This is a genomic window from Leadbetterella sp. DM7, from assembly GCF_040829825.2.
In the GTDB taxonomy this organism is placed as follows: Bacteria; Bacteroidota; Bacteroidia; order Cytophagales; family Spirosomataceae; genus Leadbetterella.
In genome coordinates this window covers 41,810-67,553 of the sequence record NZ_JBFOLH020000012.1, presented here as the reverse complement: position 1 = coordinate 67,553, position 25,744 = coordinate 41,810, and the positions used below count along the sequence as shown (strand labels likewise).

The window sequence follows — 25,744 nt, the reverse complement described above, 5'->3', positions numbered from 1 at the left end:
AACAAATGAAAATATATAGAACCGAAAAGGGAATTGTAATTGAGAAAGACAACAAATTTTATCTCCTGGAAAACCGGGACTGGAACACGTACATCAACGACGACCGCCTGGCGGCCAAAATAGAGGCGGATCTTCGCGGTGCATCCCTGGTAAGCGACACGGGCACTATCCTGGCCCCACTGGATAAGCAGGAGCTCTGGGCCTGCGGAGTTACCTACCTCCGGAGCAAGCTGGGGCGGCAGGAAGAAAGCAAAGATGCCGGTGGTGGTGATTTTTATGCCCGGGTTTACGAAGCCGAACGCCCCGAGGTCTTCTTTAAAGCTACGGCTCACCGGGTATCTGATCCGGGAAAGCCGGTAAGAATACGGAAAGATTCAGGCTGGGATGTTCCTGAGCCCGAATTGACCCTGGTGGTCACCTCTTCCGGTAAAATTGTAGGCTATACCATCGGAAACGACATGAGCAGCCGGAGCATTGAAGGCGAAAACCCGCTCTACCTGCCCCAAGCCAAGACGTATGACGGCTGCGCCTCGGTAGGCCCCTGCATACGGGTCACTGAAGAGCCGCTCTCTGCAGATACGTCCATCCACCTGGAAATCCGGCGTGAAGATCACACGGTATTCCAATCTTCCATTGCCATCAGCCAGATGAAGCGAACACCAGAGGAGCTCGTATCGTTTGTTTTCCGTGAATGTTCTTTCCCTTACGGATGCTTCATCATGACCGGCACAGGTATTGTTCCGGATCATGAATTTACGCTGAAAAGCGGTGATCAGATCCTGATTACCATTGACGGGATCGGCACACTGGCAAACCCCGTACAATAACTGAATCTCTTCATAAAGAACCCTTACGGGGGCCCTATCGGGCCCCCGGCGGACAATGCTGCTTCAGGTAGTTCGTAAACAGTGTATTCAGATGTTTATCCCGTACGCCGTGGTTCCGGTTCGGGTAAGGCATAAACTGGAACTGGCGGTTGTATTTGATGAGCTCATTGATCAGCATTTCAGCATTCTGGTAATGCACGTTATCGTCACCGGTTCCGTGTATATAGAGCAAATTTCCTTTCAGGTTCCGGGCATGGGTCACCGGTGAGCCTTCTGTAAAGTCCTGCAGGTTTTCCTGGGGAAGCCCCATATACCGCTCCTGGTAAATGTTGTCGTAGGTCAGCTGGTTGGCTACTGCTGCCCCTGCTATGCCGGTCTGGTACAGCTCCGGATATTTAAAGAGCAGGTTCAGCGTGGAAGAGCCGCCTCCGCTCCATCCGTGCACCGCAATCCGGGTGGCATCTACAAACGGGTAAGTAGCTATGATCTTTTTGCAGGCCATGGCCTGATCCCGGATATTCAGGATACCGATATTCCGGTAAATGGCCTTACGCCAGGCCCGGCCTTTGGGAGCGGGCGTTCCGCGGTTATCTACCGATATATAAATATAGCCGTCTGCGGCCATATCGCCGTCATACAGGCCGTTCCGGCCAATGCCAAACCGGTCGGTGACCGTTTGCGCGGCCGGCTCTCCGTAAACCAGGAACAGCACCGGGTATTTCCTGCCGGGGTCAAAGTTTTTCGGTTTGGCCATCCAGCCGTCCATTTCCACATCGTCTTCAGTGACCACTTTAAAGAATTCCACATTAGACTGCGCCTTTTTAGCCGGGTCAAACCTGGCCAGGATGCTTTCCGTTGCATTTATAGGCTGGTGTTCGGGTAACGTAATGGCTTCTGTCATGGGCGGCGTATAGTAATTGCTGAAAGCGTGTACGGCAAAAAGGCCGTTCGGCGAGATCTGGTAGCTGTGCGATCCTTCCAGCACCTGCGGTGTTACCCGTTCGGCCTCTCCCTGGCCATCCAGGCGTGAGCGGTAAAGATATCTCTGCGTGGCATTGAACGGCGACGCCAGGTAATAGACAAAGCCGCGGGTCTCGTCTACCGCCAACGGAGAGATCACATCAAGCTCTCCCCGGGTAACGAGGGTTTCTTTCCTGCCGTCACGCGAAACCCTGAAAATGTGGTTCCAGCCGTCTTTTTCACTGATCCAGAGAAAGTCTTTGTTGCCTTTCAGCCAGCGCCATCCGCCCTGGCTTCCGTCCCAGCTGGTTCTTACATCTACCCAGGCTTCATCTTTCTCTTCGTAAAATGCCTTTGCCTCGCCGGTTCGGGCATTGGCATAATATAGCTTACTTTGATTTTGCTTACGGTTCAGCTGCTGGAGAATCACTTCCTCCGAGTTTTCAGCCCAGTCCATGCGGGGAATATAATGCTGCCGGCTGTCGCCCGGCACTTTCATCCAGACCGTCTTGCCGTCTGCCACGGTCACCACGCCTATACGGCAGGCCGAGGGGGTCTCGCCTACTTTCGGGTATTCTACCGGTATGGTGAAGGAATAAATAGAATCAGTGGTATTGATCATGTAGAAGTCGCGGATGGTATTGGCATCCACCTCCCAGAAGGCAATCGATTTGCTGTCCGGGCTCCACCGGAAACCGTCGCGGCAGTCGAATTCCTCTTCATAGGCCCAGTCAAAGGTTCCGCTGATCAGCTTTCCCTTACCAAAAGTCAGCTGCTTAACCCGGCCGTTCGACAGCTGCTCCACGTACAGGTTATTCCTGCTGACATAGGCTGCTTTTGTGCCGTCAGGCGATACTTTCGCAAACATCAGCGAAGCCTCCGGCAGCTCTTTTCCCAGCTGTTTCAACCCGTGTGTTTTCAGGTCAAGCAACCAGTAATCTCCACGGGTATCGTAACGCCATACCCGCCGGGTATTGGTAAATATCAGCACGGAGCCAAAATCTTTCGAAAAAGTAAAGCTTCGTACAGCCAGGGGCTTGTCTGCTCCGGCCGGAATCAGCCAGTCGGCCGGCACAATGGTTTCTTTTGCCCTTGTTTTAAAGTCGGTTTTAACAATAGCTCCTTTCTCTACAGAATAATTTCCGTTCCCGTCTTCCGTCCATTGAGAAGAGGCCCCGAATTGGGCATGGGAAAGATGGAAAAACAGCAGGAGAGCAATTAAAGTAATATTTCTGAGCATAATCCGGTGTTTTTTTCCTCTAAATTACTAAAAAAACAAAACATCCGCCAGCTCAGGAAACCAATTTGGCCAAAAGGTAGATCAAACTAGATTTTTTTAAGGACTGTCCGCTGCCCGTCGGCCCGGTTGACAGCTTTAATGAAATCTATCCATTGCCGGTATACTTCCGGGCTGTAGTGCCCCCCGCTGACCTTCACGTTCCTGATGTATTGCAGCTCATCGGGTTGTTCGGCCAGCACTTTTGCCTCGTAGTACCCGAAAGGCGCCTCCAGCTTTACGTCCCTGGGCCTATTTTCCAGCGCATACCCTGCCGGCAAAGTCACGGTTACGGTATCGCTGTCGGTAAAAGAAAACAGGTTGGGATTGAGGTAGAATTCCCCGGTTTGTTCCTGCAATTCGTTTTCCCCGTTGAATGAAAAAGCCGAATTGATTACATGGGGACGAAAAAAGAACCGTTCCCCTGAAATACTGCCCAATGCCGGTGCCTTTAAAGCGGCCGTTTCGATGACTTCACCGTCAGAAAGATCAAAGCGAAAATCCCCCCAAACGGCATCCGAGACCCCGGTTTTCCCGGTCAGCCAGCGTTTTTGCTTCTCCCTGTCTCTGCTTAACGCCAGGGAGTAAACCTCTTCCCGGCGGATGCCACTGTAGCTGCTCCTGTACGTGACCTCTGCCGGGCCGTCTTTCTGCAGGCGGATACGGGTGGAAGAGACCACCACGTTTTCTTCGGGGCTATAGGAGCGCGTATTGACCAGCCTCGAACCCTCATCGGTGATCAGGAGGGCCCTGCGGTTACCGGTAAAGCTGCCCAGGTAACCGAACGGGCTGGTCTGGCTGGTGCATTCCAGCCAGACGGTATCGCCGGCGGCAGGAACACATGCAATGATATGGTTAAAAGCATTTCTCGGAAAATCATCCAGCTCGGTATAGCCGGTTCTCACGCCTGAATTGACCAGGGCCGGCCAGGCTTTCACGCCCACCTCTTTTAAAAGCGCAAGCGTGTAGTTGGTGAGGGCCTTGCAGTCGCCATACCCCTTTTCAGCCACCAACGCAGCCGGTGCACTCTGCCAGCCTCCCAGCCGGAAGGAAACATTGAAATAACGGGTATGTCCCTGCATAAACCGGTACACCCGGCGTGCCTTTTCCAGCGGGTCTGTTGCATCTCCCACGGCTTCTTTCAGCCTGGCAATGACCGGGGCCGGCAATACGTCACGCCCCTGGTTCAGCCTTCGGTAAAAATCGCCGATATCGTTCCAGGAAGAAATAGTGCCTGAGTATTTATCGATCTGGAAGTTAAGAGGTTCTATAAACACCTGGGGTACCGAGTTCGGCGGAAGGTACCTGTCGGATGAAACGGCCCTGTAATTTTCCAATTTCCAGGTTTCTGTCTTCCAGCCGTCTTTTTCCGTGATAACAGCAGGCTGGTCAAGATGGATCTCCCGGGTTCTGTAACCAATACCCGCGGGGGTTCTGAGGCGGTATGTGCTTTCAATAACCGGCGTATGGAGAAAATTCACAGGGGTCCAGTCATCGTAAAAAAACGTTGCGCTGCTTTCTTCCTCTACCCTGAATTCAAGCACGTAAGGAATAACCAGGTGCTTCCGGTCTATCGAAATGCTTTTTACACGCACATCGGTCACCCCGTGCTCAAAAGGGTTTACCGCCATGTCCTGCACATCGGCATTCTTACTTTTTACAATGAGCTCGCCGTTCAGGCGGTAAGCGGCAGCTTCTATTTTCCTGATCTTATTAAAACCATCATAATAGGCAGAGTACGTTTCAAAGGCAGCTTCTCCCTGCTTATTGAGTATAGCCACTACCCGGCGCTTCCGGGTGCTGACCTTGTTCAGCTTTTCTACCGTAACATCGGTTTCTTCCCGGACGATCACGGCATTGGCCCCTTTCAGCAATTCGGGGGACAAAGACGCCAGGTCAATCCCCTGTGCGGTTACCCGGGATAGGCCTAAAAAGCAAAAAAAGATAAAGATGACCCGGTTTCTCACTTCTTTTTAAATACGATTTGTTCATTCCCCTTCTTTACCATATAGCTGAAAAGTTCTTTCAGGTGGTGGTAAGACTCTGCATAATACACCGGATTTTTGATAAAAAACCGGGTCAGTGTCTGGATGCTTCCCTGGGCTTCATTCACCGAAAGCTGGTAGGTATAACGGGCCGAATTATCGGGCAGGGCGTAGCCTTCTGATTTGGGGGCAGATTCCACCTGGTAGCCTTCCGGTATCTTCACCGTATGGGAGAATACCTCTTCGTATCCCCAGCCGAAGTCTACGGGGTACATCCGTTCTTCCAGGGTAAACGGGTTCTTTTTCATCCGCTCACTAAGCATGGGATTGAAGTAAATGTATTCGGGATCCTCCAGTTCCTGTTCTCCGTAGCTGAACGTATATTTTGCAATCAGGGGCATCATATTGTCTTCCAGGTTGGCAATTTCGAGGTTCTCAATACCCTGAAAACCCAGCTTTTCCTTAAATTCCGATTCAAAGTCATGGCCTTTGGCATAATACGCCCTCCTGATTTCTGCGCCGCTGTAGCCCAGGTAGCTGCGTTCGGCCTTCCCTTTCACCTGCTTATTTTCCAGGTCAATTTCCGACACAAAGCTGGCGGTTTCCCAGTATTTGGATTTGGGTACGATATCCACAAAGCTGCCGCCGCCTTTTTTTACTTCAAAACCGGTAAAATTCAGGCATTCAAAAGGCAATACCCCCATGGGAAGCGCTTTATCGGTGATATCGATCAGGAACGTCTCCTCTCCCAGGGTAACTTTGGCAATGATGTAATCAAAGCTGTCGATCGTGGGCCAGTCCTTGTTGATCGCCCCGTTGCTCCTTCTGCTGAGAAGCACAGGGTTAGCATCAAAGTCCATCTCCCGAAGCAGGCTGATAAACAGGCTGTTGACCTGGTTGGGCGTTCCTCTCCGGTTGTCCAGCACTTTTTTCTGCTCGTTTTTGAGAAATACGCTTCCCCGTTCATCGTCTATTGCAAAACGGCCGTTCCATTCCTTATACGCCGCCCTGAGGCGCTCTTTCGGGTCCGATATCCCATTAAACCGGCCCACCTCGTCTTTCAGAAAACCGGTCTTGCGCAATATAATTTTCCCGAAGTATTCGCTGCTGATCAGGAATGAGTTGAGGGCTGTCCAGGTGGTGGAATAATCTGCAGGCGATCCGCCGATACGGGACTTTACGAGCTCAAAGTTCAGCTTGGAGATAAAATTATCACGGGCGCTGGTGTAGGGCTCGTCTTTAAAAGCCGGAATATTTCTCAGGATATACTGGTAATAATTGCCCATGCCGTTCAGCGACGAATGGCCCACATCCATGTTCCTTTTTTCGGTTTTTTTCTCACTGACCGGCACATATCCCGTCAACAGCATGTTATAATCCACGAAATTCGGGAAGTTGATATTGTATTCGCTGTACAATACCGGGTATTGGGTCTGAAAATACCACGAGCGGGGCTTATCCCGGATATTCATGGGTGTTGACAGCGTGTAGGTATATTCAATAATGCAGTCACTGGTAACGTTCGGAAAGGCTACCTTCCTGGCATACCACGTATTCTGAAGCTTCCGGTCAAAGATATCTTTGGCAGAGACGTCCGCATATTTCATCTGCCCGTTTTCCAGCCAGTAGGTCCTTCCCATAAACGATTCAATCGTTTCACCTTTCCGGTACCCCGGCTCGAGGTACATAATATCCAGTATGCCCAGGTCGGTTGCATTTTCCGACAGGATCCTCTTCCTGGCGTAGTAGTCGGTGTTAATGCTGATTCCGCTGTTTTCGCTATACGTAAAATAGGTGTACGCATAATTGTACAGGATAACGGCTTCTGCCGTACTGTCTGCCGGGTACACTTTCTGCAACAGGTCAGCGGTGGTTACTTTTCCAAAGGGTACCCCTTCCGGTTGTGCGTAAAGTGAAACATTGACAAGCAACAGTAATGCAATGCATTTAAAATTAAATTGTGTCATAGAAATATGTTAATCCATTCTGAATAACGGCAGTTTGCTCTCCGTATTACGCGACTGCCGGGCTCATTTTCCCTGTATGGTTTTGATGATCTCATCTCCTACCGCCGTACGCAGGTCAAGCGTCGATATCTTCACGTTGTCGCGGGTGGGATATACCCGGTTCGACAGGAAAACATACACCAGGTTGTACTTCGGGTCTACCCAGGTAAATGTTCCGGTATAACCCGAATGGCCGTAGCTTTCCGGTGAGGCCATCTGCGGGCCGTTGGTAATGGCTTTATTGAAATCCAGCTTGTCAAAGGCAATGGCCCGGCGGTTGCCCTCTTCAGGAAACTGGTAAGCGGTTACTTCTTTCAGCACCTCAGGCCGGATAAACGCTTCTCCGCCATATTGCCCTTTCTGCAGGTACATCTGCATGAGCTTGGTGAGGTCGTTGGCGCTGCCGAAAAGGCCCGCATGGCCCGAAATACCGTTAAGCATGCCGGCCCCTTCATCGTGTACCCTGCCGTGAATCTGCGTTTTCCGGAACAGCGTATCTTTTTCCGTAGGTACGATCCGTTCCAGGCCGAAGAAACGCCGCGGATTATAGGTCAGCGTATAAGCACCCAGGGCGTGATAGGTTTCTTTCAGGAAATTCTCCCATTTTTTCCCGGTGAGCCTTTCCATGAATATAGGATAAGTATAATAGTGCAGATCCGAGTATACATATCCCTGCGAGGGGTTCACCGGCGACACTTCGATCTGCTTAAAGATATACGCCATCCTGTCGCGGTTCATAAAGAGCGTATCCGCAATTTCCACGCTGTACTGCTCCGATCTCCGGTTAGAGAAAATACCCGGGTACCAGGTGATCGACTCCGTGCTCAGCGCTTTCTGCCAGATCCCCTTATTCTCTCTGAGGTTCTTTTCGTAATTAATGAAGTATTTGGGTGCCCGACCGAACAGCTTATCCCAGAAGGTCTTTGGGCGGGTCTCCCGGATAAACAACTGCTCCATTTCCGGGTGCAGCAAAACCGCCTTCTTCAGCGTAGCCACCGAGTCAACACAGTCCATCCAGAAGGGAATCCACGCCTTCAGCCCCGACCGGTGTGTCAGCATATCCCGGAAGGTCAGGCCGGCCTTGTTGCTGTTTTTAAACTCGGGGTAATAGTCGGCAAATGTCTTGTCAAGGTCAAATTTTCCCTGGCTCATCAGCTCCATTACGGCCAGGGCCGAGGTGCTGACCTTGGTCACGCTGGCAAAGTCATAAATGTCATTCACATCTACAGCTCCCCCGGCTTTCCGGCCTTCAGAAACCGCCTTCACTACAGATGTGCTCACATTTTTGCTGTCCATGACCTCTGCCGGGTTGGTAGCCGAATAGGTATCGGCACCGGTTACCGTACCGCTGTACCGTTCGGCCTCCTCGTAGGTATGAAAGCCGTAGGGCTTCTGGTAAATTACGCGGCCGTCTTTGGCAATTTCAAGCACGGCGCCGGGATAGGCTTTTTCGCGGATACCCAGCTGCATCACCGAATCTACCCGGGCCTGGAGAACGCGGCTGTCAAGCCCCACCATTTCCGGTGTTCCGTAAGCCAGGCGGCCGTTTTTCTGCACCCAGGTACCGGCACCCAGCCGGAAGGTATCGTTTACGGTAACCGGAAGGCGCCCGTTCATCTCGATTCCCCCGAAAACCGCCATAGCAGCCGCTTCTTCCATATAGCGGGTCGACTGATTGGCCATCACCAGCGAGCTGAATTTACCGACATTCTCAATTTTATCCAGCACATACGGGTTGCCGAAGACCACCAGGACGGTGTTATCCCGTCCGGCCAGCTCATTCAGCACGTCCTGCATATACGGTTCGAAACCATAATTGGCACCGGGACGGTTATTGTTCAGGTGCAAACCGATGACCAGGTTCTGCCCGGCGGCCAGCTTAGTCCTCAGGGTATCCACTCCCGTATTCTTAGAGATGCTCACCCGGTCGGTCAGCGTATAGTTTTCCGCCATTTGCTGAAAATAGGTCTTCCCTTCGGCCCCTACCGAAACCACCAGCGTATTCTGCCGCAGGTCTTTTACCGGGAGATTAGCGGTTTCCAGGGCAACGAGCGTTCTTTCGGCCATTACCCGGTTCAGGAAGTCCGACTCCGCGGTGTTCAGGTCTTCGATCAGCCCCTCTGTTTTTACCGGCTCATACCGGTCAAGGCCCACCCAGGCCTTGGCCTTCAGAATTCTTTTTACCCGCTCATCCAGCAGCTTCACGGGGATCTTCCCCGATTCTACAGCGGCTTTAAGGGCATCAAAAGCTACCGGCACGTCCATAAAAGTTTCCAGCACATCGTTCCCGGCCAGGAAAGCCTCTACCATGGCCTCACCGGGCTTGTAATTCTTCACCGCTCCCTGCATGTCCATAGCATCGGTAAAGGTCAGGCCTTCAAAGCCCAGCTCTTTCCGCAAAAGATCGCCGACAATCCGGGAAGAGAAGGTGGAGGCCAGGCCCTGTTTGGGTTCCAGCGAGGGAATATTCAAATGGGCGGTCATCACGCCGCTCAGCCCGTTATCGATCAGGTATTTAAAGGGGAACAGCTCATTGTCTTTCAGGTATTCTTTGGGGTGTGCAATAACGGGCAGATCGTAGTGCGAGTCGGTGCCGGTATCGCCGTGCCCCGGGAAATGCTTCGCCGTGGTCAGCAGCCGTTGCGACTGCATTCCTTTCATAAAGGCCAGTGATTTATTGGCTACGCTGATCTTGTCTTCTCCGAAAGAACGGAAGTTGATCACCGGGTTTTTCGGGTTATTGTTGATGTCTACCACCGGCGCGTAATTGATATGGATGCCCATACGCCTCGACTGCCGGCCTACTTCCACGCCCATACGGTACAGCAGGTCGTCACCGCCCTGCATGGCGCCCAAAGTCATCTGGAAGGGAAAACGAACGGTGCTGTCAAGCCGCATAGCCAGCCCCCATTCCATGTCTACGCCTATCATCAGCGGTACTTTGCTGATGCTTTGCAGCTCATTGGTAATCTGTGCCTGAACGGTGGGCTGCCCGGCAAAAAAAACCACTCCGCCAAGCTTATAATTGCGCACCCACTCTTTCAGCTTTTCCGGCTCATAGCCTTTTCCCGAGAAATTACCCCGGGGCATGAGCACCTGCCCTACTTTATCGTCCAGTGTTAAGGTATTGAAAACCGAATCCACCCATTTTTCGTTGGTTTGAACAAGGAAATCGGGTTTCTTCTGAGAAAAGCCGGCAAAGGAGACCAGGAGCAGGACAATGAGGTATCGCATAGTATGTAAGGTAATCCTCAAAAATAAGCAAAAAGGCCGGAAGGTCTATAAAAGCGGGTAATTTTTAAATCAATGTAAAAAATAGTACTTTGTATTGCATAATACTATGCTATATATTATTTTTGAAGCAAAAATGAAAAATCTATGAAAAAGCTATGGCTAACTGTCCTGTTATCTCCCCTGTTTCTCATGTGCCGGCACAACGGGCACGGGGGACTGCACATCACTGAAAAAGTGACCGACGACCTCGTCTACGAGTTTACGGCTGACTACCCCGACTCAGAAACGGGCACCGTACAGAATATTCTTTCCAGGCACCTGAAAGACGCCGGGATGTCTTTTGTAAATGCGGAACTGGATGCGGATATGGGTTTTGATAACGGCATGTTTTTCTATATCAGATCCCGGCCGGGCTTCCTGGAAATTGTTTGCGAAAGAAGTAAAAACTCGGAAGAGAATTACCTGAGGATTCAGAAAATGTGCAAAGCGGTCAAAAATTCGCTGGAGGATTAGATCATTTAAAGCCGGAAATAATGGAACCGGAAAGCTGCCTGAAAACCTTTTGGAATACAGCAGTCTAAAATAATTAATACAAATCCGGTTTCATTATTCCTTTACTTTCATAATGCTTTTTATTCATCTCATAATGCATTTCAGTCATCATGTTCAGGTACTCTTTCAAAGGTTCCAGCTGGTACTGCTTCCTGATTTCATCCACATGGGTTGAGTCAGAAAGGCCTGACTTAGGCCGGGCCCTGCCGGTGCCGTCCACGTCATAATCTACCTGCGTTCCGAACCGCTGCTTTTGTCCGGCATTGATCCGGACACGATCGTATAAATACGCATAATTTCGCGGATTGGCGTTACCCTTCTTCACCTCCTTATCCATGGCTCTCAGAATCTTTTTCTGAAAATCAGGGTATTTATCCGCATGCTGCACCATCAGCCAGAAATGGTTGGAGCCCTCCTCGCCCACTTTGTCGAAGCCCATAAAACCATGTTTCCTGTATATTTCTTCAAGCCTGAGCGTATGCGTGGTAAAAACACTGTCTTTAAACTGCTCCCAGCGCTCCCCGGAATAATCCTTGTATTTTTCCGGCCGAACCCAGGCTGCTTCCTGATCCACCGCCACCATTCTTTTCAGCTCATCCTGTAATTCTGTCTTCTTCTTTTCTGACAATCGCTTCGTACAACCCGTAAGCATCAGCACGGTACAAGGCAGTATATACTTCCATTTTCTCATGATACAATTATTAAGTGCCGCAAAATAACCGGAAATTAAACGGAAAAATTATAAATTTAGAATATCAGTCGCGGATAGACCGGAAAGTATCTTCATTCCCGGGTAGTTTTCCCTTTCAAAAAGGGTTTGGGGGCATTGCCTGCTAAACTCCGGTAAACCTTGATCAGCAGTAATCCACGTACATAGCAATATGCGGATCGGAAGGTTAAACCGCTTTTCCATAAACAGGCTGCAAACGAAACGGCTCTCCGTTTTACCGCCGGAATTTACCTGCAATCCATTTCCCCATTTTCTTTTCTTTTTCCCAGAAAAAGCTGAACTGGCCCAGAACAAAACCGTAGGTCAGCAGCAGCGCCTGGTAAGCGGGAAAAACAAACAAAATATAGGTGAGGGTCTTCAGCCACATGGCTGTATGCTCATCATAGCCCAGGAAACCGAAGAGGGTTTTCCGGAGAAATACCACTGACGACCCCGCCAATGAAAATACAACTAAAACGGCTATCACCTGGAAGAGGTTTTCCAGCCCCCATTTTTCCTGTAACCGGGTAAGAACGGTAGATTTCTGCTGATTATCCATTATAAACTACACCCAACAATTTTAAAGTACCCGGCCTCTCCGGCTATTTACCGGCAGGCAGGCCGTACCGCAAAATTAAGCCCCTTTTTAGATTTCCGGATATAAAAGTGCAATATATTCGCAGGAAACCGTCCGGCAGAATACCGCTGCATGCTTATCTTTGAAAAATATACCCGGGCATGACAGAACAACCCTCTATCTTTCCTTTCGGAATACGCATTGATGAACCCGTAACCATGGCTACGGATGTGCTGGTAGGGGTTACCTGCCTGGTTTGTGCCTGGAAATTAAAATCGCTTTACAACGGCAGCCGGATGCACCGGCAGATCCTCCTGTATTTCTTCCTGATGGGGGTAGCCACGCTCCTGGGCGGTATTATCGGGCACGGTTTCCTGTATGCGCTGGGCTTTTTCTGGAAGCTGCCGGGCTGGCTGCTGAGCATGATAGCCGTAAACCTGCTGGAGCGCGTCATGATTCACTTTTCCGCTACCCGGCTGAGCCCGCAGATGCTCCGGCTCTTCTCGGTGTTTAATATCATTGAGCTGCTGGCCTTTATGACCCTGGCCTTCGGCACGCTGAATTTCCTGTACGTGCAGATTCACTCTACGTACGGTTTCCTGGTGGTGGTTTTCAGCTTCTGCGTATACAATTACCGAAAAAACAATCATCCTGAAGCCATGAAAGACCTGATGATCGGGGTGGGATGGATTTTTGTGTGTGCCGTGGTGTTTGTAGCCCGGCTCGGCATCAGCCGGTGGTTCAACCATGCTGACCTGGCCCATATGTTCATGTTTATCGGGGCTATCTATTTTTACCGGGGATCGCGCGGGTTAATGAGATCGGGGCGTTGCGTGCAACGCCCCGGCCATATCAAATAAAATCAGCCCAGGCAGAACCTTCCTGGTAATCAATGATCGGTTCGGCATTGTTGTAATCCGACAGGTCGGTTGACAGCTTCTTGATATCCATACGCATATGCTTGATACAGTTATCAAACAGATCCTTCCGGAAGCCTTTTTCCACCATTTCGTCTACATACTGAAGACAAACCAGGCGGGCAATGATCTTACCCAGCACCACGGTTTGCCGCTGTACCAATACGGCAGGTAGCTCAAAATTAAGATGCTGGCGGAACAGGGGCGCCACCCGCGCCGTATGCTCAAACAAAGACAGGTATTCGTTAAAATTACTGATCTTCTGCTTTTTCATCTGCTTCACCAGGATCTCCGAAATCTGGGTATACAGCATTTCATTAGAGCCTTCAAAGATCTGGAAGGGCCGGCTGTCTACGATTCCGCGCCCGGCAATATGATCAATTTTATAGCCGCTTGAGCCTGAAAGCTGCACGCAGATCTGCGCCGATTCCTGCATCAGGTCGGTTACCAGCGCTTTCATACTGTTGGCCTGCAGGCCTTCACCGGCCACATCAAACGCTATGCCGCTCATGGAAGAGCTGTGGGCACACATGCCCGAGGCCAGCGTATAGGCAGCCTGGATACGCGAAAGCTGGAACCGCACGGAGTCCATCACCGAAAGAGGCTGTCCGCCCACTTTTCTTTGGGTGGTGTGCGACAACGCCTCATCCAGCATCCGTTGGATAAAGCCCATGCCCATTCCCGGGAACTGCAGGCGGCTCCGGTGCAGGATGTCGAGCATCATTTTTATTCCGGTGCTGTGCTGAATCAGCTTCTGGTTATGCGGTACCTGTACATCTATTGTATTCAGCCCGTAGGGAATCATGTAGAGTCCCAGGTTATTGAAATAATGTTCTACCACGATTTTCTGTTCCGGGCGGCTGTTATCCGTTACAAAAAATTCCACATCGCGGGCCAGGTCGTTTTCCTGTACTTTTTTACGGGCAGCCACGATCCAGAAATCGGCCATGCCGGTCAGCCCCTGCCAGTGCTTCTGGCCTTTGATGGCATAGCCCGTTTCGGTTTCATGGTAGCTGGTACGCATGTTCAGCGCATCGCTGCCGTAATCGGGTTCTGTGATCATCAGGCCGCCCATGGCCTGGTCTTTTATGAACCGGTCGAAAATGGGCGATTGTATTTCCGGGTTTCCGTATTTGGCCAGGGGTTCCAGGAAAAGGGCTATGTTGATCCCGAAGGTGAGTGAAAGCGGCAAAGCTTCATAAGAAGCGGCCGAAAGAATGCCCAGGCACTCTTTTACTTCGGCTCCCCGGCCTCCGAACTCCCGCGGTATGGCTACCGATAATGGATTCATTTCCATGATGCCGCTCCATACATTATCCGGCAGCCCGCGATTCAGGCTTAGCTCATTAATATTGGATTCATCATGGAACAAAGATTTCAACCGGCCCTTGAAGCGGTCGATAAATACGTCAAAATTTTCTGTCATGGTTCTGTTTTACCCGCCTAAAACTAAAAAAACTTTACAAAAATATGGATTAGACCTGTAAAAAAACTATGATCTGACTCATAAATATCTATAAACTTTATGATTTTACCTTTCTTACCCGGACGGCCACCAGGCCTCTTTCCCTTTTCTCAACGGAAAAAACCACCTTATCTCTTTCCTGAACCGGCTCCTCCAGGTCGTTCCGGTGTACAAAAATTTTATCCCCTGAATTAGCGCTGTTGATAAAACCATAGCCTTTATCACTGAAAAATGCCACGGTACCACGCCATTCCGTTTCTTCTTTTACCACCGGGGCAGCCCCCAGCTGAATATCTTCCGGGTTAATTTCCGGACGGTGATGAATATCAACGGGAGCAGAAGTCAGGTTACCGTTCGCATCTACATATACCATCATTTCTTCCAGACTTTTGCCCTTGTTGTTACTGCTCTTCCTGTCTTCAATCCGCTGGGCCCGGTCTTCTTTCTTCTTTGCTTTCTTTTTTATCTTTTCTTTTTTTGAAAAAGAATCACTCATATTTAATCTATAATTTAGTTTATAATTTGATCACAGGTATCTCAAAGCCTATCAGCTTCTGTATGGCAGCCAGGTTGCTTCCTTCTTCTCCCTTATCGCAGAAAGACACGGCATCGCCTGATACGCCTGCCCGGCCTGTACGTCCTATGCGGTGAACATAGGTTTCGGGCACATCCGGAAGCTCATAATTGACCACAAAGGGAAGCGCCTCAATATCAATCCCCCTCGCTGCAATGTCGGTAGCAATAAGTACCGGTGCCCTGAAATTCTTAAAATCTTCCAGTGCGCGCTGACGGGCGTTCTGGGATTTACTTCCGTGGATGGCCGTAGCCGTGATACCCGACTTGGCCAGCTTTTTAGCCAGGCGTTCGGCACCGTGGCGGGTACGCGTAAAGATCAGCGACCGGCTCTCCGTTCTTTCTTTCAGAATATCTATCAGCAGGTTGGTTTTTTCCTGCTTGTTTACAAAATATACTCCCTGCCGGATGGTCTCTGCCGCAGAAGATACCGGCGTTACCGAAACCGTAGCAGGGCGGGTCAGCATGGATGCCGCCAGCTTCCTGGCCGCGTCAGGCAGGGTAGCCGAGAAGAAAAGGGTTTGTTTCCGGTTCTTCAGGTAGGCATTCACCCTCTTTACATCGTGGATAAAACCCATGTCCAGCATGCGGTCAGCCTCATCCAGCACAAAAGTGTGCACAGAAGAGATATCGGCATATTTCTGCTGGATGAGGTCCAGCAGCCGGCCCGGCGTGGCAATGAGCACATCCCCACCCTGCTTAAGCGCACGGGCCTGGGGCGGCAGGGCTACTCCGCCGTAAACACATAGGGTTTTTATACGCAGGTATTTCCCGTAAATTTTAAAATTCTCGTCGATTTGTATGGCCAGCTCCCGCGTAGGGGTCAGGATAAGCACCCGCAAACCCTTTCCGGCCGGCTTTTCCTGTTCCAGGCGCTGCAGCAGGGGAATGGCAAAAGCCCCTGTTTTACCCGTTCCTGTTTGTGCGCATCCTATGATATCTCTTCCTTCTAAAATGATGGGGATAGCTTTGGCCTGTATTTCTGTAGGGCGTGAATAACCGGCCTCCTCTACAGCCCGGGAAAGAGGCTCAATCAGGTTTAATTCTTTAAAATCCAAAATGTAAGTCATTTAATGTTAATACCACCGGTTTTCCTCCGGGAGGGGGCAGCTGATAACGCGAAAACTGAGATAGGGAATTCCTAACTATGCAGAATAAGCAAGGCAGAAGCCAAATATTCCGTAAATGTACCTGTTTTTTCGCAAATATCCTATTTATTTTCCATATTAATGCGCTACAGTTCGGGACAAGCCCCCGACCCGCATGCAGGGAGGATACACCCTCACCATTTATACTTTACCTGTATCCGCACGTCGGTACGGGTGTTTCCGTTCAGGAGGTCATACCCGCTTCCTGACGTATCACGGTCAGACAGCCGTGTTTGTGCCAGCCGTATCCACACATCTGCCCGCTTACCTGCCGGTAATTTTACAATCCCGTAATACCGGATTCCCCGGCCGTAATACGCCGGGAAAGAAACCGCATAAAGCACATCATTCTCGTATGCATAAATGCGGGTATCGTAAGAGCCGGTGGCAAAACCGGCCACCCGCATCTTAAATTGCATTTTCCGGTAACGCGTTTCTATATCCTGGATAATTGCCCAGCCTCCTGCCAGGGGTTGCATACCGGCGCGAAAGGCGTTGTACTGCACCTTTGACTGGAATTTCCAGGAAAAACCCGGGCTGTAATCACTGCTGAGCACCACCGTCTGCCGCCTGATCTCTTCAGGCTCCCGGATCACGCCGGTGCCGGCTGCAGGGTTCCTGAACTTTACGTCGCCCCGGTACGCTATGTAGGAGGTGAATTTCTTACCGGGCCTGTAATTCAGCCTCAGCTGATAATCCTGCCCCCATGAAGGACTGTCTACGCGGTATTTCAGCCACGGAAACCGGAAGCTGTCGTAATGGGCCGCAGCCTCCCACTTCTTTCTGATCCGGTATTTTAATCCTGCATATATCCCGCTTTCGTTGATCGACCGGCTGCCTTCTGAAAAGGCGTGACCGTAGAGCGTATGAAAATCCGGCCGGTAATTTCGGTGGTTCAGCGACACTTCCACCTGCTTTCCCAATGACCCGGCCAGCCCGGCCACATACCCGTACCCACCCGAAGACGAACGGGCGGCTTCCCCGAAAAAAGCAAAGTTTTGCCACGACACAGACAAATGAGGACCGAAAACCGTATTGACCCTTCCCTTAAATTCATAAAAGTTATACGGCAGGTCTCTTTTTCTGAAATCCCGGTCAAAAGAGGTATTCAGCACAGAAAAGCCCAGCTGGATGTGATCCAGCTTATACAGCACATTTCCTCCCATATTTTGCTCCGTAATGGCCTTTTTGCCGGCTATTTCCTGGGCGGTCCGGTGCATTCCGGCCGTAAGCAGCGAGCTGAAGTCTTCTTCTTCCCCCAACGAAGCATCCTTCCGCTTCCGCGATACCATCCCCGTTATTTCCACTTTCCCCAGCCGGCAGGTGGTGGCCAGCCCCCGGAAGCACCCGTTCTCCACCAGCGAATTATAGGGTTTTATGCCCAGGTTGCTCCGCCGGGTGGTATACACGGGCTCTCCGCCTTTTCCGGCTGCATACCCGGCAGAGAATACCAGTCCCTGCCCAAACTGCAGCAGGTAATCTCCTGCTACTGCGTTTTTCAGCTTTCCTTTGTTCTGCAGCTGCAGATGAAAGGCCGTATAGTCAAAGAAATTCTTTTCGCCGGGGTCTTTTTCCGACAGGAAACCCACACTGAAGTCTTTTGAACGGCTCAGGCGGTATCGCGTATAATACCGCTGCCGCGAACCGGCATATTTGTCTTCGGCAAACCCGCGCGACTTTTCGAGGGTCATGTCGGCCCGCATCACCAGGTAGTGATCAACGGCCCGCTTTACGATGCTCCCGGGCCGGAGGTCGCCAAAACCTTCCCGCACGGTTACAAAAGCAATCAGCCGGCGCACTTCATCCAGGCTGAACGACTCCAGCGCCTGCAGCTCATACACACTGAGGTACCGGCCAAACCGCTCCCGGTGGCTTAGCAGCTCATTGATCTGCCTTTCGTTCAGGAAAAACAGGGCGGATAGGTCTTCCCTGTCGGCCCGGTTGAGATCCAGCCGACTCTGGTAGAGGCTGTACAGGCTCTCGTATATTTCTTCATAATTCAGGTCTTCGGCAGCCACCGGCGCCCATTGCAGGAGCAGCTCCTGCAGGTTGATCTCCTGCGCAGGAAAAGACTGCGCACACAGCCGCACGCCCAGAAGCAGGAACAAAATAATTTTCTTATTCATGAAGCGTGTAGATAAAAGTGGTGTGATGCGCTATGCCCGCATACGGATGCGTGGCAATGCTGTAAAAAAAGCCATAGCGCCCGGCCAGCACCCGGGCCCCGAAATGAACGCGACGCATTTCCGGGTCAATGCCGGCCGAAAATCCCAGCTGTTCCCTGACCTGGTAATGGAGCCCAAAACGCACGACGGCCCTGCGACCCGTGCGGTAATCCACCTGCGCGCTGAGCTGTACCTTCTGATCGGCACGAAGCGCGGCCCCCACCGCCAGGGTCACCGGCTCCCGGTTGTAAAACCCGGCTGAAGTGAAATTGAAAAGGCAAAGCCCCAGCGTGAGGGCCGGCACCGGGGTAACCACCATACCGGCGTCACCCGTAAGCGTTTTGCCGGTACCTGCTCCGGCCGGGTGCGCACCGGCATACGACACTTTCAGGCCCACCGACACGTGGTCACCGCTCCCGGCCAGGGCCAGTCCCGCCCGGCTTTCCCGGTAATGCCGGTCGCCGAAGCTGTCGGCACAAAACCCGTAATTCAGCCATTTACCCGTAAAAACGCCCTGCACTCCTGTAGTATGAAACCCCTCTACCGGTAGTATTTTCAGGTAATGAAAGGCCAGGAACCCCGCCGTGATCTCCCCCAACCCTCCCGGGTTCTGGTAAATCGACGAAAAGCCCGGAACCGCCACCAGGCTGTTGGCCCTGCCAAAGGCATCGGCACCCAAAACACTGAACTGGGCCAGGGAATGAAAGGCGAAAAAGAAAAAGCCCGGGATAAACAAAAGTATTTTTTTCAAAGCGCATGTAGATTTTGGGGCTAAAGTACAGGGAAATAACGGGATAAAAATTAACCCTGGATAAGAAATGCACGCTCTGACGGAAAATAATCGGCCGGCAAGGCAGCACCGCTCCCCCGCGCTTCGTATTGCTGATGTAGAAATGGTTTAACCCTGGTTCATGAATGTGATCAAAAAAATTACCCTTATCATCTCCCTGTATTTCCTTTTTTCTCCCCTGGTGCTTCACGGACAGCAGAAAACCCTCCGCGTGGGACCGGTAGATATTTCCAATGCCACGCTCAAATCCATCCTTGAACAGGTGCAGTGGGAATACGGCGTTCGTATAGAATACAAGGAACAGGAGCTTCCTTCCGGAAAAATCACTGTTAAAGCCCCCAGGCAAACGCTTAAAGAATTTCTTGAGAAAATCATTGCCGTCAATAACCTCGACCTGACCTTTACGCTCGACAACCCGAACGCAGCCGTGCTGTATAAAAAGTCGGCCCTGGCAGAAAGCTTTAAAATGCCTGAATCGTCTGAATTTCAGCCTACCCGCAAAAACTTTACCCTCACGGGCAAAATTGTGGAAAAAGAATCGGGAGAAACCCTGCCTTTTGCCGCCGTATTTGTCACCTCACGGCCCGACATTTACACCCAGTCGAATGTAGACGGCTACTTCTCACTCCAGAACGTACCCAGCGATACCGTCATCCTGAAAGTTACCTACCTGGGCTTTGTCACCTACACGGCAAGGCTTACCCCCTCTACCCCGCTGACCGGTTACCTGGTAGAGCTGCAGGCCGAGCCCAACCAGCTGAAAGCCCTGGTGGTACAGACCGAAAAAACCGAGATGGTGCAGGCCAACCAGGTGGTAGGTATGGTTAAAATGACACCCCGGAACATTGCCAAGCTGCCCAATGTAGGAGAAAAAGACCCTTTCCGGGCCTTTCAGCTCATGCCCGGCGTGAGCGCCTCTAACGAATCATCGTCAGGATTATACGTAAGGGGCGGCACGCCTGACCAGACCCTGGTGCTTTACGACGGCTTTACGGTGTATAACGTTGACCACCTGTTCGGCTTTTTCTCGGCTTTCAACTACAATGCCGTGAAAGATATCCAGCTGTACAAGGGAGGGTTTGACGCCCGTTTCGGCGGAAGGATCTCTGCCGTGGCCGAAATAACCGGGAAAGAAGGCAATACCAAAAACTTTAATGCAGGCATGGACCTGAGCCTGCTCAGCACCAACGGCTACCTGGAAACCCCGGTAGGCAAAAAAATGACCTTCCTGCTTGCCGGCAGACGCTCTTACAAGGGACCGCTCTACAACAAGATCTTCAACAAATTTACGGAATCAGAAGAATCAGCCGCTACGCCCGCGGGCGGTTTCCCGGGCAGGGGCGGCTTCAATAACCTGCAGGCCAGCCAGAAGGCCACTTCTTACTTCTACGATGTCAATGCCAAGCTGACCTTTAAACCCAACAAGCGCGACATCTTCTCGCTCTCGTTCTTTAACGGAACCGACAACATGGACAACAGCACTGCTTCAGGCTTCAGCGGGTTCGGCCCTTTCCAGGGCAGCTCAGGCGGGCTCGGTAACCGCACCACCGACGTTTCGGAATGGGGAAACACCGGTTCCAGCTTCAAATGGTCGCACCAGTATAACAGCAAGCTGTACAGCAACAGCCTGGTCAGCTTTTCCAACTATTACAGCGAGCGGGATAACTCACGTACCATCAACATATCGCGTAACGACTCTTCCTTTACCAGCCGGTTCGGAAGGTACGAAACCAACAACCTGGTCGATTTTTCGTTCAAGAGCGACTGGGAATGGAAATTCCTGCCCCGCCACCAGCTGGAAACAGGCACCATGATCTCACTGAACCGGATTCAGTTCAACTACGTACAGAACGATACCACCACCATTCTCAACCGGGATGACGCCGGGGTGCTGGCAGCCTTCTACCTGCAGGACCGCTTCCGGCTCATGGGCGACAAGCTGGAGCTGATTCCCGGCTTACGGTTCAATTATTTTAACCTGACGGATAAAGTCTATACAGAACCGCGCTTCACATTCAATTACCAGTATAGCCCCCAAATCAAAATCAAAGGCGGAGCCGGTGTCTATTACCAGTTTATCAAGCAGATCAACCGCGAGGATATATCAGAAGGCAACCGCAACTTCTGGATACTGGCTAACGGCACCCATCTGCCCGTTACCCGGGCAGAGCACCTTATCCTGGGCGCGGCCTACGAAAAGAAAAACTACCTGCTGGACGTGGAATTCTACCGCAAAAGAAACTACGGGATCACCGAATACACCTTACGGTTCGTTCCCTCCTTTTCCGGCGGTGGCCCCGGAATGCCCGGAAGCGGCGGGCTTTCAACCGAAGAAACCTTCTTTAACGGTGACGAGACCATACAGGGGGTAGACGTGCTGCTACAGAAAAAATTCGGCAGCGTTACCGGCTGGCTGGGCTATACCCTGGCCCAGGCCGCACGAAAGGTCAGCGCGTTTTCTGACCTGCCGTATTATTCCGACCAGGACGTACGCCACCAGTTTAAAGCAGTAGCCACGTATACGGTTCACCGCTGGGATCTTTCGGCCACATGGATCTATTCATCCGGGCGGCCCTATACTTCCGTGATCGGCGCCTACGATATCACCCTGCTTGACGGCACCGTTAAATCGTTTACCAACCCAACCGATAAAAACGCCAACCGATTCCCGGCTTATCACCGCCTCGACATCTCCGCCAATTATAACTTTAAAAACGGAACCATCGGTTTTTCGGTTTTCAACCTCTACAACCGCAGCAATATCTGGTACAAACGGTTTGAAGTGATCCGTGAAAACGGCGTTTCCGTGCTTCAGACCACCAATGTAACCTACCTCGGCATCACGCCAAACCTTATTTTAAGCCTTAAACTGAAATGAAAAGATACCTGCTTCTGCTCTCTCTTGTGCTCACTTCCTGCCTGGAAGTACGCGACGTGATCACTCCCGGCGACAAACCCGTTATTGAGGCCTACCTGGCCCCGGGAAGCCCCGTAAGCATGAAGATCTATACGGAAACCCCTTATTCGGAAACCGACTCGGTATACACCGAACCGGTCACCGGGCTTGCCGTAACGCTGACCGGAAGCAACGGCCAGCACATCGTATTAACCGATAATCACGACGGCACCTATACCTCTTCAGAACGCCTCGGTGAAGCCGGCTTAACCTATGCCATGAGCTTTCAGCACAAAGGCCGGACCGTTTCTGCCGAAACCACCCTCCCCCAAAAACCGCAGGGATTTCACATGGACACCACGGTTGTTTACCGCGTTTACAGGAACATCACGGGGAGCTTTCTTCCCGGTCAGGGCGGTTTTGAACAGGAAGAACCGGTAGACATCAACCTCAGCTGGCAAAACCCGGATCAGGTATATCATTTTGTTTCGGCGCTGGTGCTGGATGAAAACGCCAGCCAGATCGTAACCCGTACGGGCGATAACTCCTTCTTCCAGCCGCCCGGCCGGCGATTCAACAACGAGCCCGTGCAAGGTGAATCTGCCGTTATCAGCTCCCAGTCTTTTGAGTATTTCGGGCGGCATGCCATTATTCTCTATAAGCTTAACCCCGATTACGCGGCCCTGTACCAGAACCAAAGCAGCACTTCGCAGAATATTTCCACCCCGGTCAGCACCATTACCAACGGGCTGGGCATATTTACGGGCATCAATGCCGATACGCTTATTCTTACGGTGAAAAGAAAATAACCCTGTCCATAATAACGGGTAGATGGTTCAGGCCCGGATCATCTGCCCTACTTTTCTGTTCCCGGCGAAGGGAATTACAGGAATTCGGCTTACTTTTGAGCCGTATTGTCAATATTCCTTATGAAAAACCTTAATTTCCGTTTCCCGGTCATCGTTATTGCCCTGTCGGTACTGCTGGGCTTCTTCATGAACTACCGGAACGGGATGACCTGGCCTGAAAACAGGGCTGACATGACCGGAACGGCCAAGGTAATTACCTACCTGGTCTTGTTTGCGGTTATTTTTGTATGGAGAAATTGGAAAAGGAAATAAGCGGTCAGTCGCGGATCTCCTTCCCGATCATATTTTCGAAGCTCTTCAGCTCTCCCATCATCACCAGCACATCCCGCTTGGTAAAGATATGTTCTTCAGAAACGTTCATATTGACCGTTGATTTCTGGCTGCGCATGCCCAGGAAGTTCTTCTTCTGCTCAAAATACTTGATGGCCAGGAGCCGGATATTGAAAATCTTCTCAAAATCCACGTCTCCCACTTTTTTGCCCAGGTAGCGGTCAGGCACCCGGATCTCCAGGATGCTGCAATTGTCGGCCAGCTCAAAAGACTCCTCCACCCCTTTCATTTCCAGCTGCTTGGCAAACATATTGGCGGCAATCTGCTCGGGGTTAAAGATGATGTCGATTCCCATAGACTCCAGTACGGCCAGGTGAACCGAATTAATAGACCGGCTGATGATCTGGCGGGCATTGTGCTGCTTCATCAGTGCGGTGGTAATGATAGATGCCCCCACATCTTCACCAATGGCCACCACTACGGTATCGGTATCTTTGATAGGAAGACTGCTGTATGCCGAGGCCTTGGAGGTGTCAAGCGCCACCACATGCGAAATGGTGCTCTTCAGCTGCTCCACAATCTCAAAACGGGCATCTACCCCAAACACCTCATGGCCCATTTCAGTTAACCGGGCCGCCAGTGTGGAACCAAAGTTTCCCAGACCTACAATTATGTATTTCATACCTTTTATTATTACAGTACCTGAACACTTTCTTTCGGATATTTATAGTCGGCGCTCCTGTCTTTCGAGAAAATACCAAACAGGATGGTGAACAGGCCCACCCGGCCGAGATACATCAGCACAATAATCACCCATTTGCTGCCATCGGAGAGCTGGGGCGTCAGGTTAAGGGAAAGCCCTACGGTACCGTACGCCGAAAAGCACTCGAAAGCCACCATCTGGAGCGGCACGCCGGGGTCAAAAATACTGACCAGGAAAACGCCTGCCCCCATGATGATAAACGAAAGAAAAATCACCACATACGAGCGCTGGATAGAACTCAGGGTGATCTCGCGGTCAAAAATTTCCACCCGGTCTTTTCCCTTGGCCAGCGACACCACGTTCAGCAGGGCCAGGGAGAACGTGGTCACCTTAATTCCTCCTGCCGTAGAGTTCGGAGCCCCCCCGATCCACATCAGCAGCATATACACCAGGATAGTGCCCTGCGTGATCCCCACCATGTTTACGGCATTAAACCCGGCTGAGCGGGGTACTACCGAACCAAAAAAGGAGAGGGCCAGCTTCCCGCCCTGGGTGGTATGCTCAGCCAGTGTCTGGTTGTATTCCAGGAAATAAAAAGCCACGGTTCCTATCATCAGGAGCACAGCCGTAGACGTAAGCACCAGCTTGCTGTGAACGGTCAGAATGCGGGCCTGGTAAGTATACCTCTCCCGGAAAAACAGGTAGCGGAGTATCCCTTTCAGGAAATGTTTGGTGGCATTGTATACATCATTTACCACCGGGAAGCCCATACCGCCGAAGATAACCAGCAAAGAAAGAATGATCAGGAACGGGTAATTAAACCGGTACTGCTCGTTGTACAGGCCTTCGTGCGCAAAAGAAAACCCGGCACCGCAAAAAGCCGCTACCGAATGAAAAATCGAGAAAAACCAGCTTTTGGACGAACTGACATGCAGGTTACCGTCAATGGCCATAAAGATCATAAATGCCCCGGCTATCTCTACAAAAAAGGCATAAAACAAAATGCGTTTCAATACCGAAAACAGCGAGCCCGGCTCATTCAGCTCCACGATATTGCTGAGCATCAGCTGGTTCCTGAGCGACATTCCGCCCCGGAACAGCACCGCAAAGAAGTTGGTGAACGTCATCAGGCCCAGCCCGCCTACCTGGAACAGTATAAAGAGTATATCTGCGCCCACCTCTGTAAATTTGGTGGAAAGGTCTACCGTGGCCAGGCCCGTCACACATACCGCCGAAGTAGCCATAAAGGCGGCATCCACAAAGCTGAACTTCCCGTACGTAGCGTGCGGCATCAGCAGCATGGCTGTGCCCCAGAAGATCAGTACCAGGAAGCTGATGGCAAAAAGTACGGCCGGGTTCATCAGCGAGTTCTTGATCTGTGCAGAGAACTCCATAAACCGCAGGAAGAAAAGCGTGGTGACCAGCAGGTATAAAAAATAATCGGAGCTCAGCAGCTCTGAATGGCGCTTGAAAAAATTAAAGCCTGCCAGCAAAAGAAAAAGAATAAACTCAATGGTATGCTCCCGGTGAAAAAAACCTTTCCTGTCGCTGAAGAAAACCCCGATAAACCAGCGGAGCATGTAAAAAAACATCAGCACCCGCGGAATTTGCCGTAAAGCATGGTTGATCCAGTCACGGATCACCTCTTCTTTCGGGAAGCTGATCTGGTACAGCACCAGCAGGAAGCCCGTCAGCAAAGCAATAAATACGCCCTTGTCGATTTTGCTTTCGAGGCTGTCTTTAAGGATAAAAAATTTCTCCTTAATACTTATCCAGCTTATTCTCAGGTTAAACTTTCTCAGAGCAATCCGTTTTTCGGGCC

Annotated in this window: 19 protein-coding genes; 6 read left to right on the top strand and 13 right to left on the bottom strand. The window is 51.2% G+C overall.

The genetic code is table 11. From position 1 onward, the window contains the following. The first annotated feature begins 5 nt into the window (after nt 1–5). Entirely contained in the window at nt 6–827 is an 822-nt protein-coding gene (locus AB2U10_RS13700; protein ID WP_367915393.1) for a fumarylacetoacetate hydrolase family protein, read from the top strand. A 34-nt stretch (nt 828–861) separates the two neighbouring features. Here the strand turns inward: AB2U10_RS13700 and AB2U10_RS13695 are convergent, their stop codons facing one another. From AB2U10_RS13695 to AB2U10_RS13680, 4 genes are all read right to left on the bottom strand, one after another. Continuing rightward, a complete protein-coding gene (locus AB2U10_RS13695; protein ID WP_367915394.1) occupies nt 862–3,027 on the bottom strand; it encodes a S9 family peptidase in 2,166 nt (721 codons plus the stop codon). Nucleotides 3,028–3,113: 86 nt separating this feature from the next. After that, a complete protein-coding gene (locus tag AB2U10_RS13690; protein ID WP_367915395.1) occupies nt 3,114–5,030 on the bottom strand; it encodes a DUF3858 domain-containing protein in 1,917 nt (638 codons plus the stop codon). After that, a complete protein-coding gene (locus AB2U10_RS13685) occupies nt 5,027–7,015 on the bottom strand; it encodes a DUF3858 domain-containing protein (protein ID WP_367915396.1) in 1,989 nt (662 codons plus the stop codon). The genes AB2U10_RS13690 and AB2U10_RS13685 overlap by 4 nt, the downstream gene beginning before the upstream one ends. A 63-nt stretch (nt 7,016–7,078) precedes the next feature. Beyond that, nucleotides 7,079–10,288 (bottom strand): serine hydrolase domain-containing protein, encoded by a 3,210-nt coding sequence (locus AB2U10_RS13680; protein ID WP_367915397.1) that lies wholly within the window; start codon nt 10,286–10,288, stop codon nt 7,079–7,081. A gap of 144 nt (nt 10,289–10,432) precedes the next feature. On the opposite strand from AB2U10_RS13680, the gene AB2U10_RS13675 reads away from it, so the two are divergent. Beyond that, a complete protein-coding gene (locus AB2U10_RS13675) occupies nt 10,433–10,801 on the top strand; it encodes a hypothetical protein (RefSeq protein ID WP_367915398.1) in 369 nt (122 codons plus the stop codon). Nucleotides 10,802–10,874: 73 nt separating this feature from the next. On the opposite strand, the gene AB2U10_RS13670 is transcribed toward AB2U10_RS13675, so the two are convergent. After that, entirely contained in the window at nt 10,875–11,531 is a 657-nt protein-coding gene (locus AB2U10_RS13670) for a DUF6624 domain-containing protein (RefSeq protein ID WP_367915399.1), read from the bottom strand. A 253-nt stretch (nt 11,532–11,784) separates the two neighbouring features. Next, the gene (locus AB2U10_RS13665) at nt 11,785–12,108 is read right to left on the bottom strand and encodes a DUF6787 family protein (RefSeq protein ID WP_367915400.1); all 324 of its coding nucleotides are present in this window, start codon (nt 12,106–12,108) and stop codon (nt 11,785–11,787) included. A gap of 179 nt (nt 12,109–12,287) precedes the next feature. On the opposite strand from AB2U10_RS13665, the gene AB2U10_RS13660 reads away from it, so the two are divergent. Next, on the top strand, nt 12,288–12,986 hold the full coding sequence (locus AB2U10_RS13660) for a DUF6962 family protein (protein ID WP_367915401.1): 699 nt from the start codon (nt 12,288–12,290) through the stop codon (nt 12,984–12,986). Here the strand turns inward: AB2U10_RS13660 and AB2U10_RS13655 are convergent. The 5 genes from AB2U10_RS13655 to AB2U10_RS13635 all read right to left on the bottom strand — a co-directional run bounded on the left by AB2U10_RS13655 (nt 12,979) and on the right by AB2U10_RS13635 (nt 19,145). Next, entirely contained in the window at nt 12,979–14,469 is a 1,491-nt protein-coding gene (locus AB2U10_RS13655; RefSeq protein ID WP_367915402.1) for an acyl-CoA dehydrogenase family protein, read from the bottom strand. The genes AB2U10_RS13660 and AB2U10_RS13655 overlap by 8 nt on opposite strands. Nucleotides 14,470–14,566: 97 nt before the next feature. Beyond that, entirely contained in the window at nt 14,567–15,004 is a 438-nt protein-coding gene (locus AB2U10_RS13650) for a cold-shock protein (RefSeq protein WP_367915403.1), read from the bottom strand. A 19-nt stretch (nt 15,005–15,023) separates the two neighbouring features. Then, a complete protein-coding gene (locus AB2U10_RS13645) occupies nt 15,024–16,139 on the bottom strand; it encodes a DEAD/DEAH box helicase (RefSeq protein ID WP_493820599.1) in 1,116 nt (371 codons plus the stop codon). Nucleotides 16,140–16,363: 224 nt separating this feature from the next. Then, the gene (locus tag AB2U10_RS13640) at nt 16,364–18,355 is read right to left on the bottom strand and encodes a ComEA family DNA-binding protein (RefSeq protein WP_367915405.1); all 1,992 of its coding nucleotides are present in this window, start codon (nt 18,353–18,355) and stop codon (nt 16,364–16,366) included. Further along, entirely contained in the window at nt 18,348–19,145 is a 798-nt protein-coding gene (locus tag AB2U10_RS13635; protein ID WP_367915406.1) for a hypothetical protein, read from the bottom strand. The genes AB2U10_RS13640 and AB2U10_RS13635 overlap by 8 nt, the downstream gene beginning before the upstream one ends. 160 nt (nt 19,146–19,305) lie before the next feature. Here AB2U10_RS13635 and AB2U10_RS13630 point away from each other — a divergent pair, with 160 nt between their 5' ends. From AB2U10_RS13630 to AB2U10_RS13620, 3 genes are all read left to right on the top strand, one after another. After that, on the top strand, nt 19,306–22,062 hold the full coding sequence (locus AB2U10_RS13630) for a TonB-dependent receptor (RefSeq protein ID WP_367915407.1): 2,757 nt from the start codon (nt 19,306–19,308) through the stop codon (nt 22,060–22,062). Beyond that, on the top strand, nt 22,059–22,889 hold the full coding sequence (locus tag AB2U10_RS13625; protein WP_367915408.1) for a DUF4249 family protein: 831 nt from the start codon (nt 22,059–22,061) through the stop codon (nt 22,887–22,889). Before AB2U10_RS13630 ends, AB2U10_RS13625 begins: the two co-directional genes overlap by 4 nt. A gap of 120 nt (nt 22,890–23,009) precedes the next feature. Then, complete coding sequence (locus AB2U10_RS13620) at nt 23,010–23,201, top strand: hypothetical protein (protein ID WP_367915409.1); 192 nt, start codon at nt 23,010–23,012, stop codon at nt 23,199–23,201. A 4-nt stretch (nt 23,202–23,205) separates the two neighbouring features. Here AB2U10_RS13620 and AB2U10_RS13615 read toward each other — a convergent pair whose 3' ends face one another. After that, nucleotides 23,206–23,901 carry a potassium channel family protein gene (locus AB2U10_RS13615; protein ID WP_367915410.1) on the bottom strand — a complete coding sequence of 232 codons (696 nt, stop codon included), beginning with the start codon at nt 23,899–23,901 and terminating at the stop codon, nt 23,206–23,208. Between the two features lie 11 nt (nt 23,902–23,912). Further along, on the bottom strand, nt 23,913–25,619 hold the full coding sequence (locus tag AB2U10_RS13610; RefSeq protein WP_367915411.1) for a TrkH family potassium uptake protein: 1,707 nt from the start codon (nt 25,617–25,619) through the stop codon (nt 23,913–23,915). Nucleotides 25,620–25,744 lie beyond the last annotated feature (125 nt).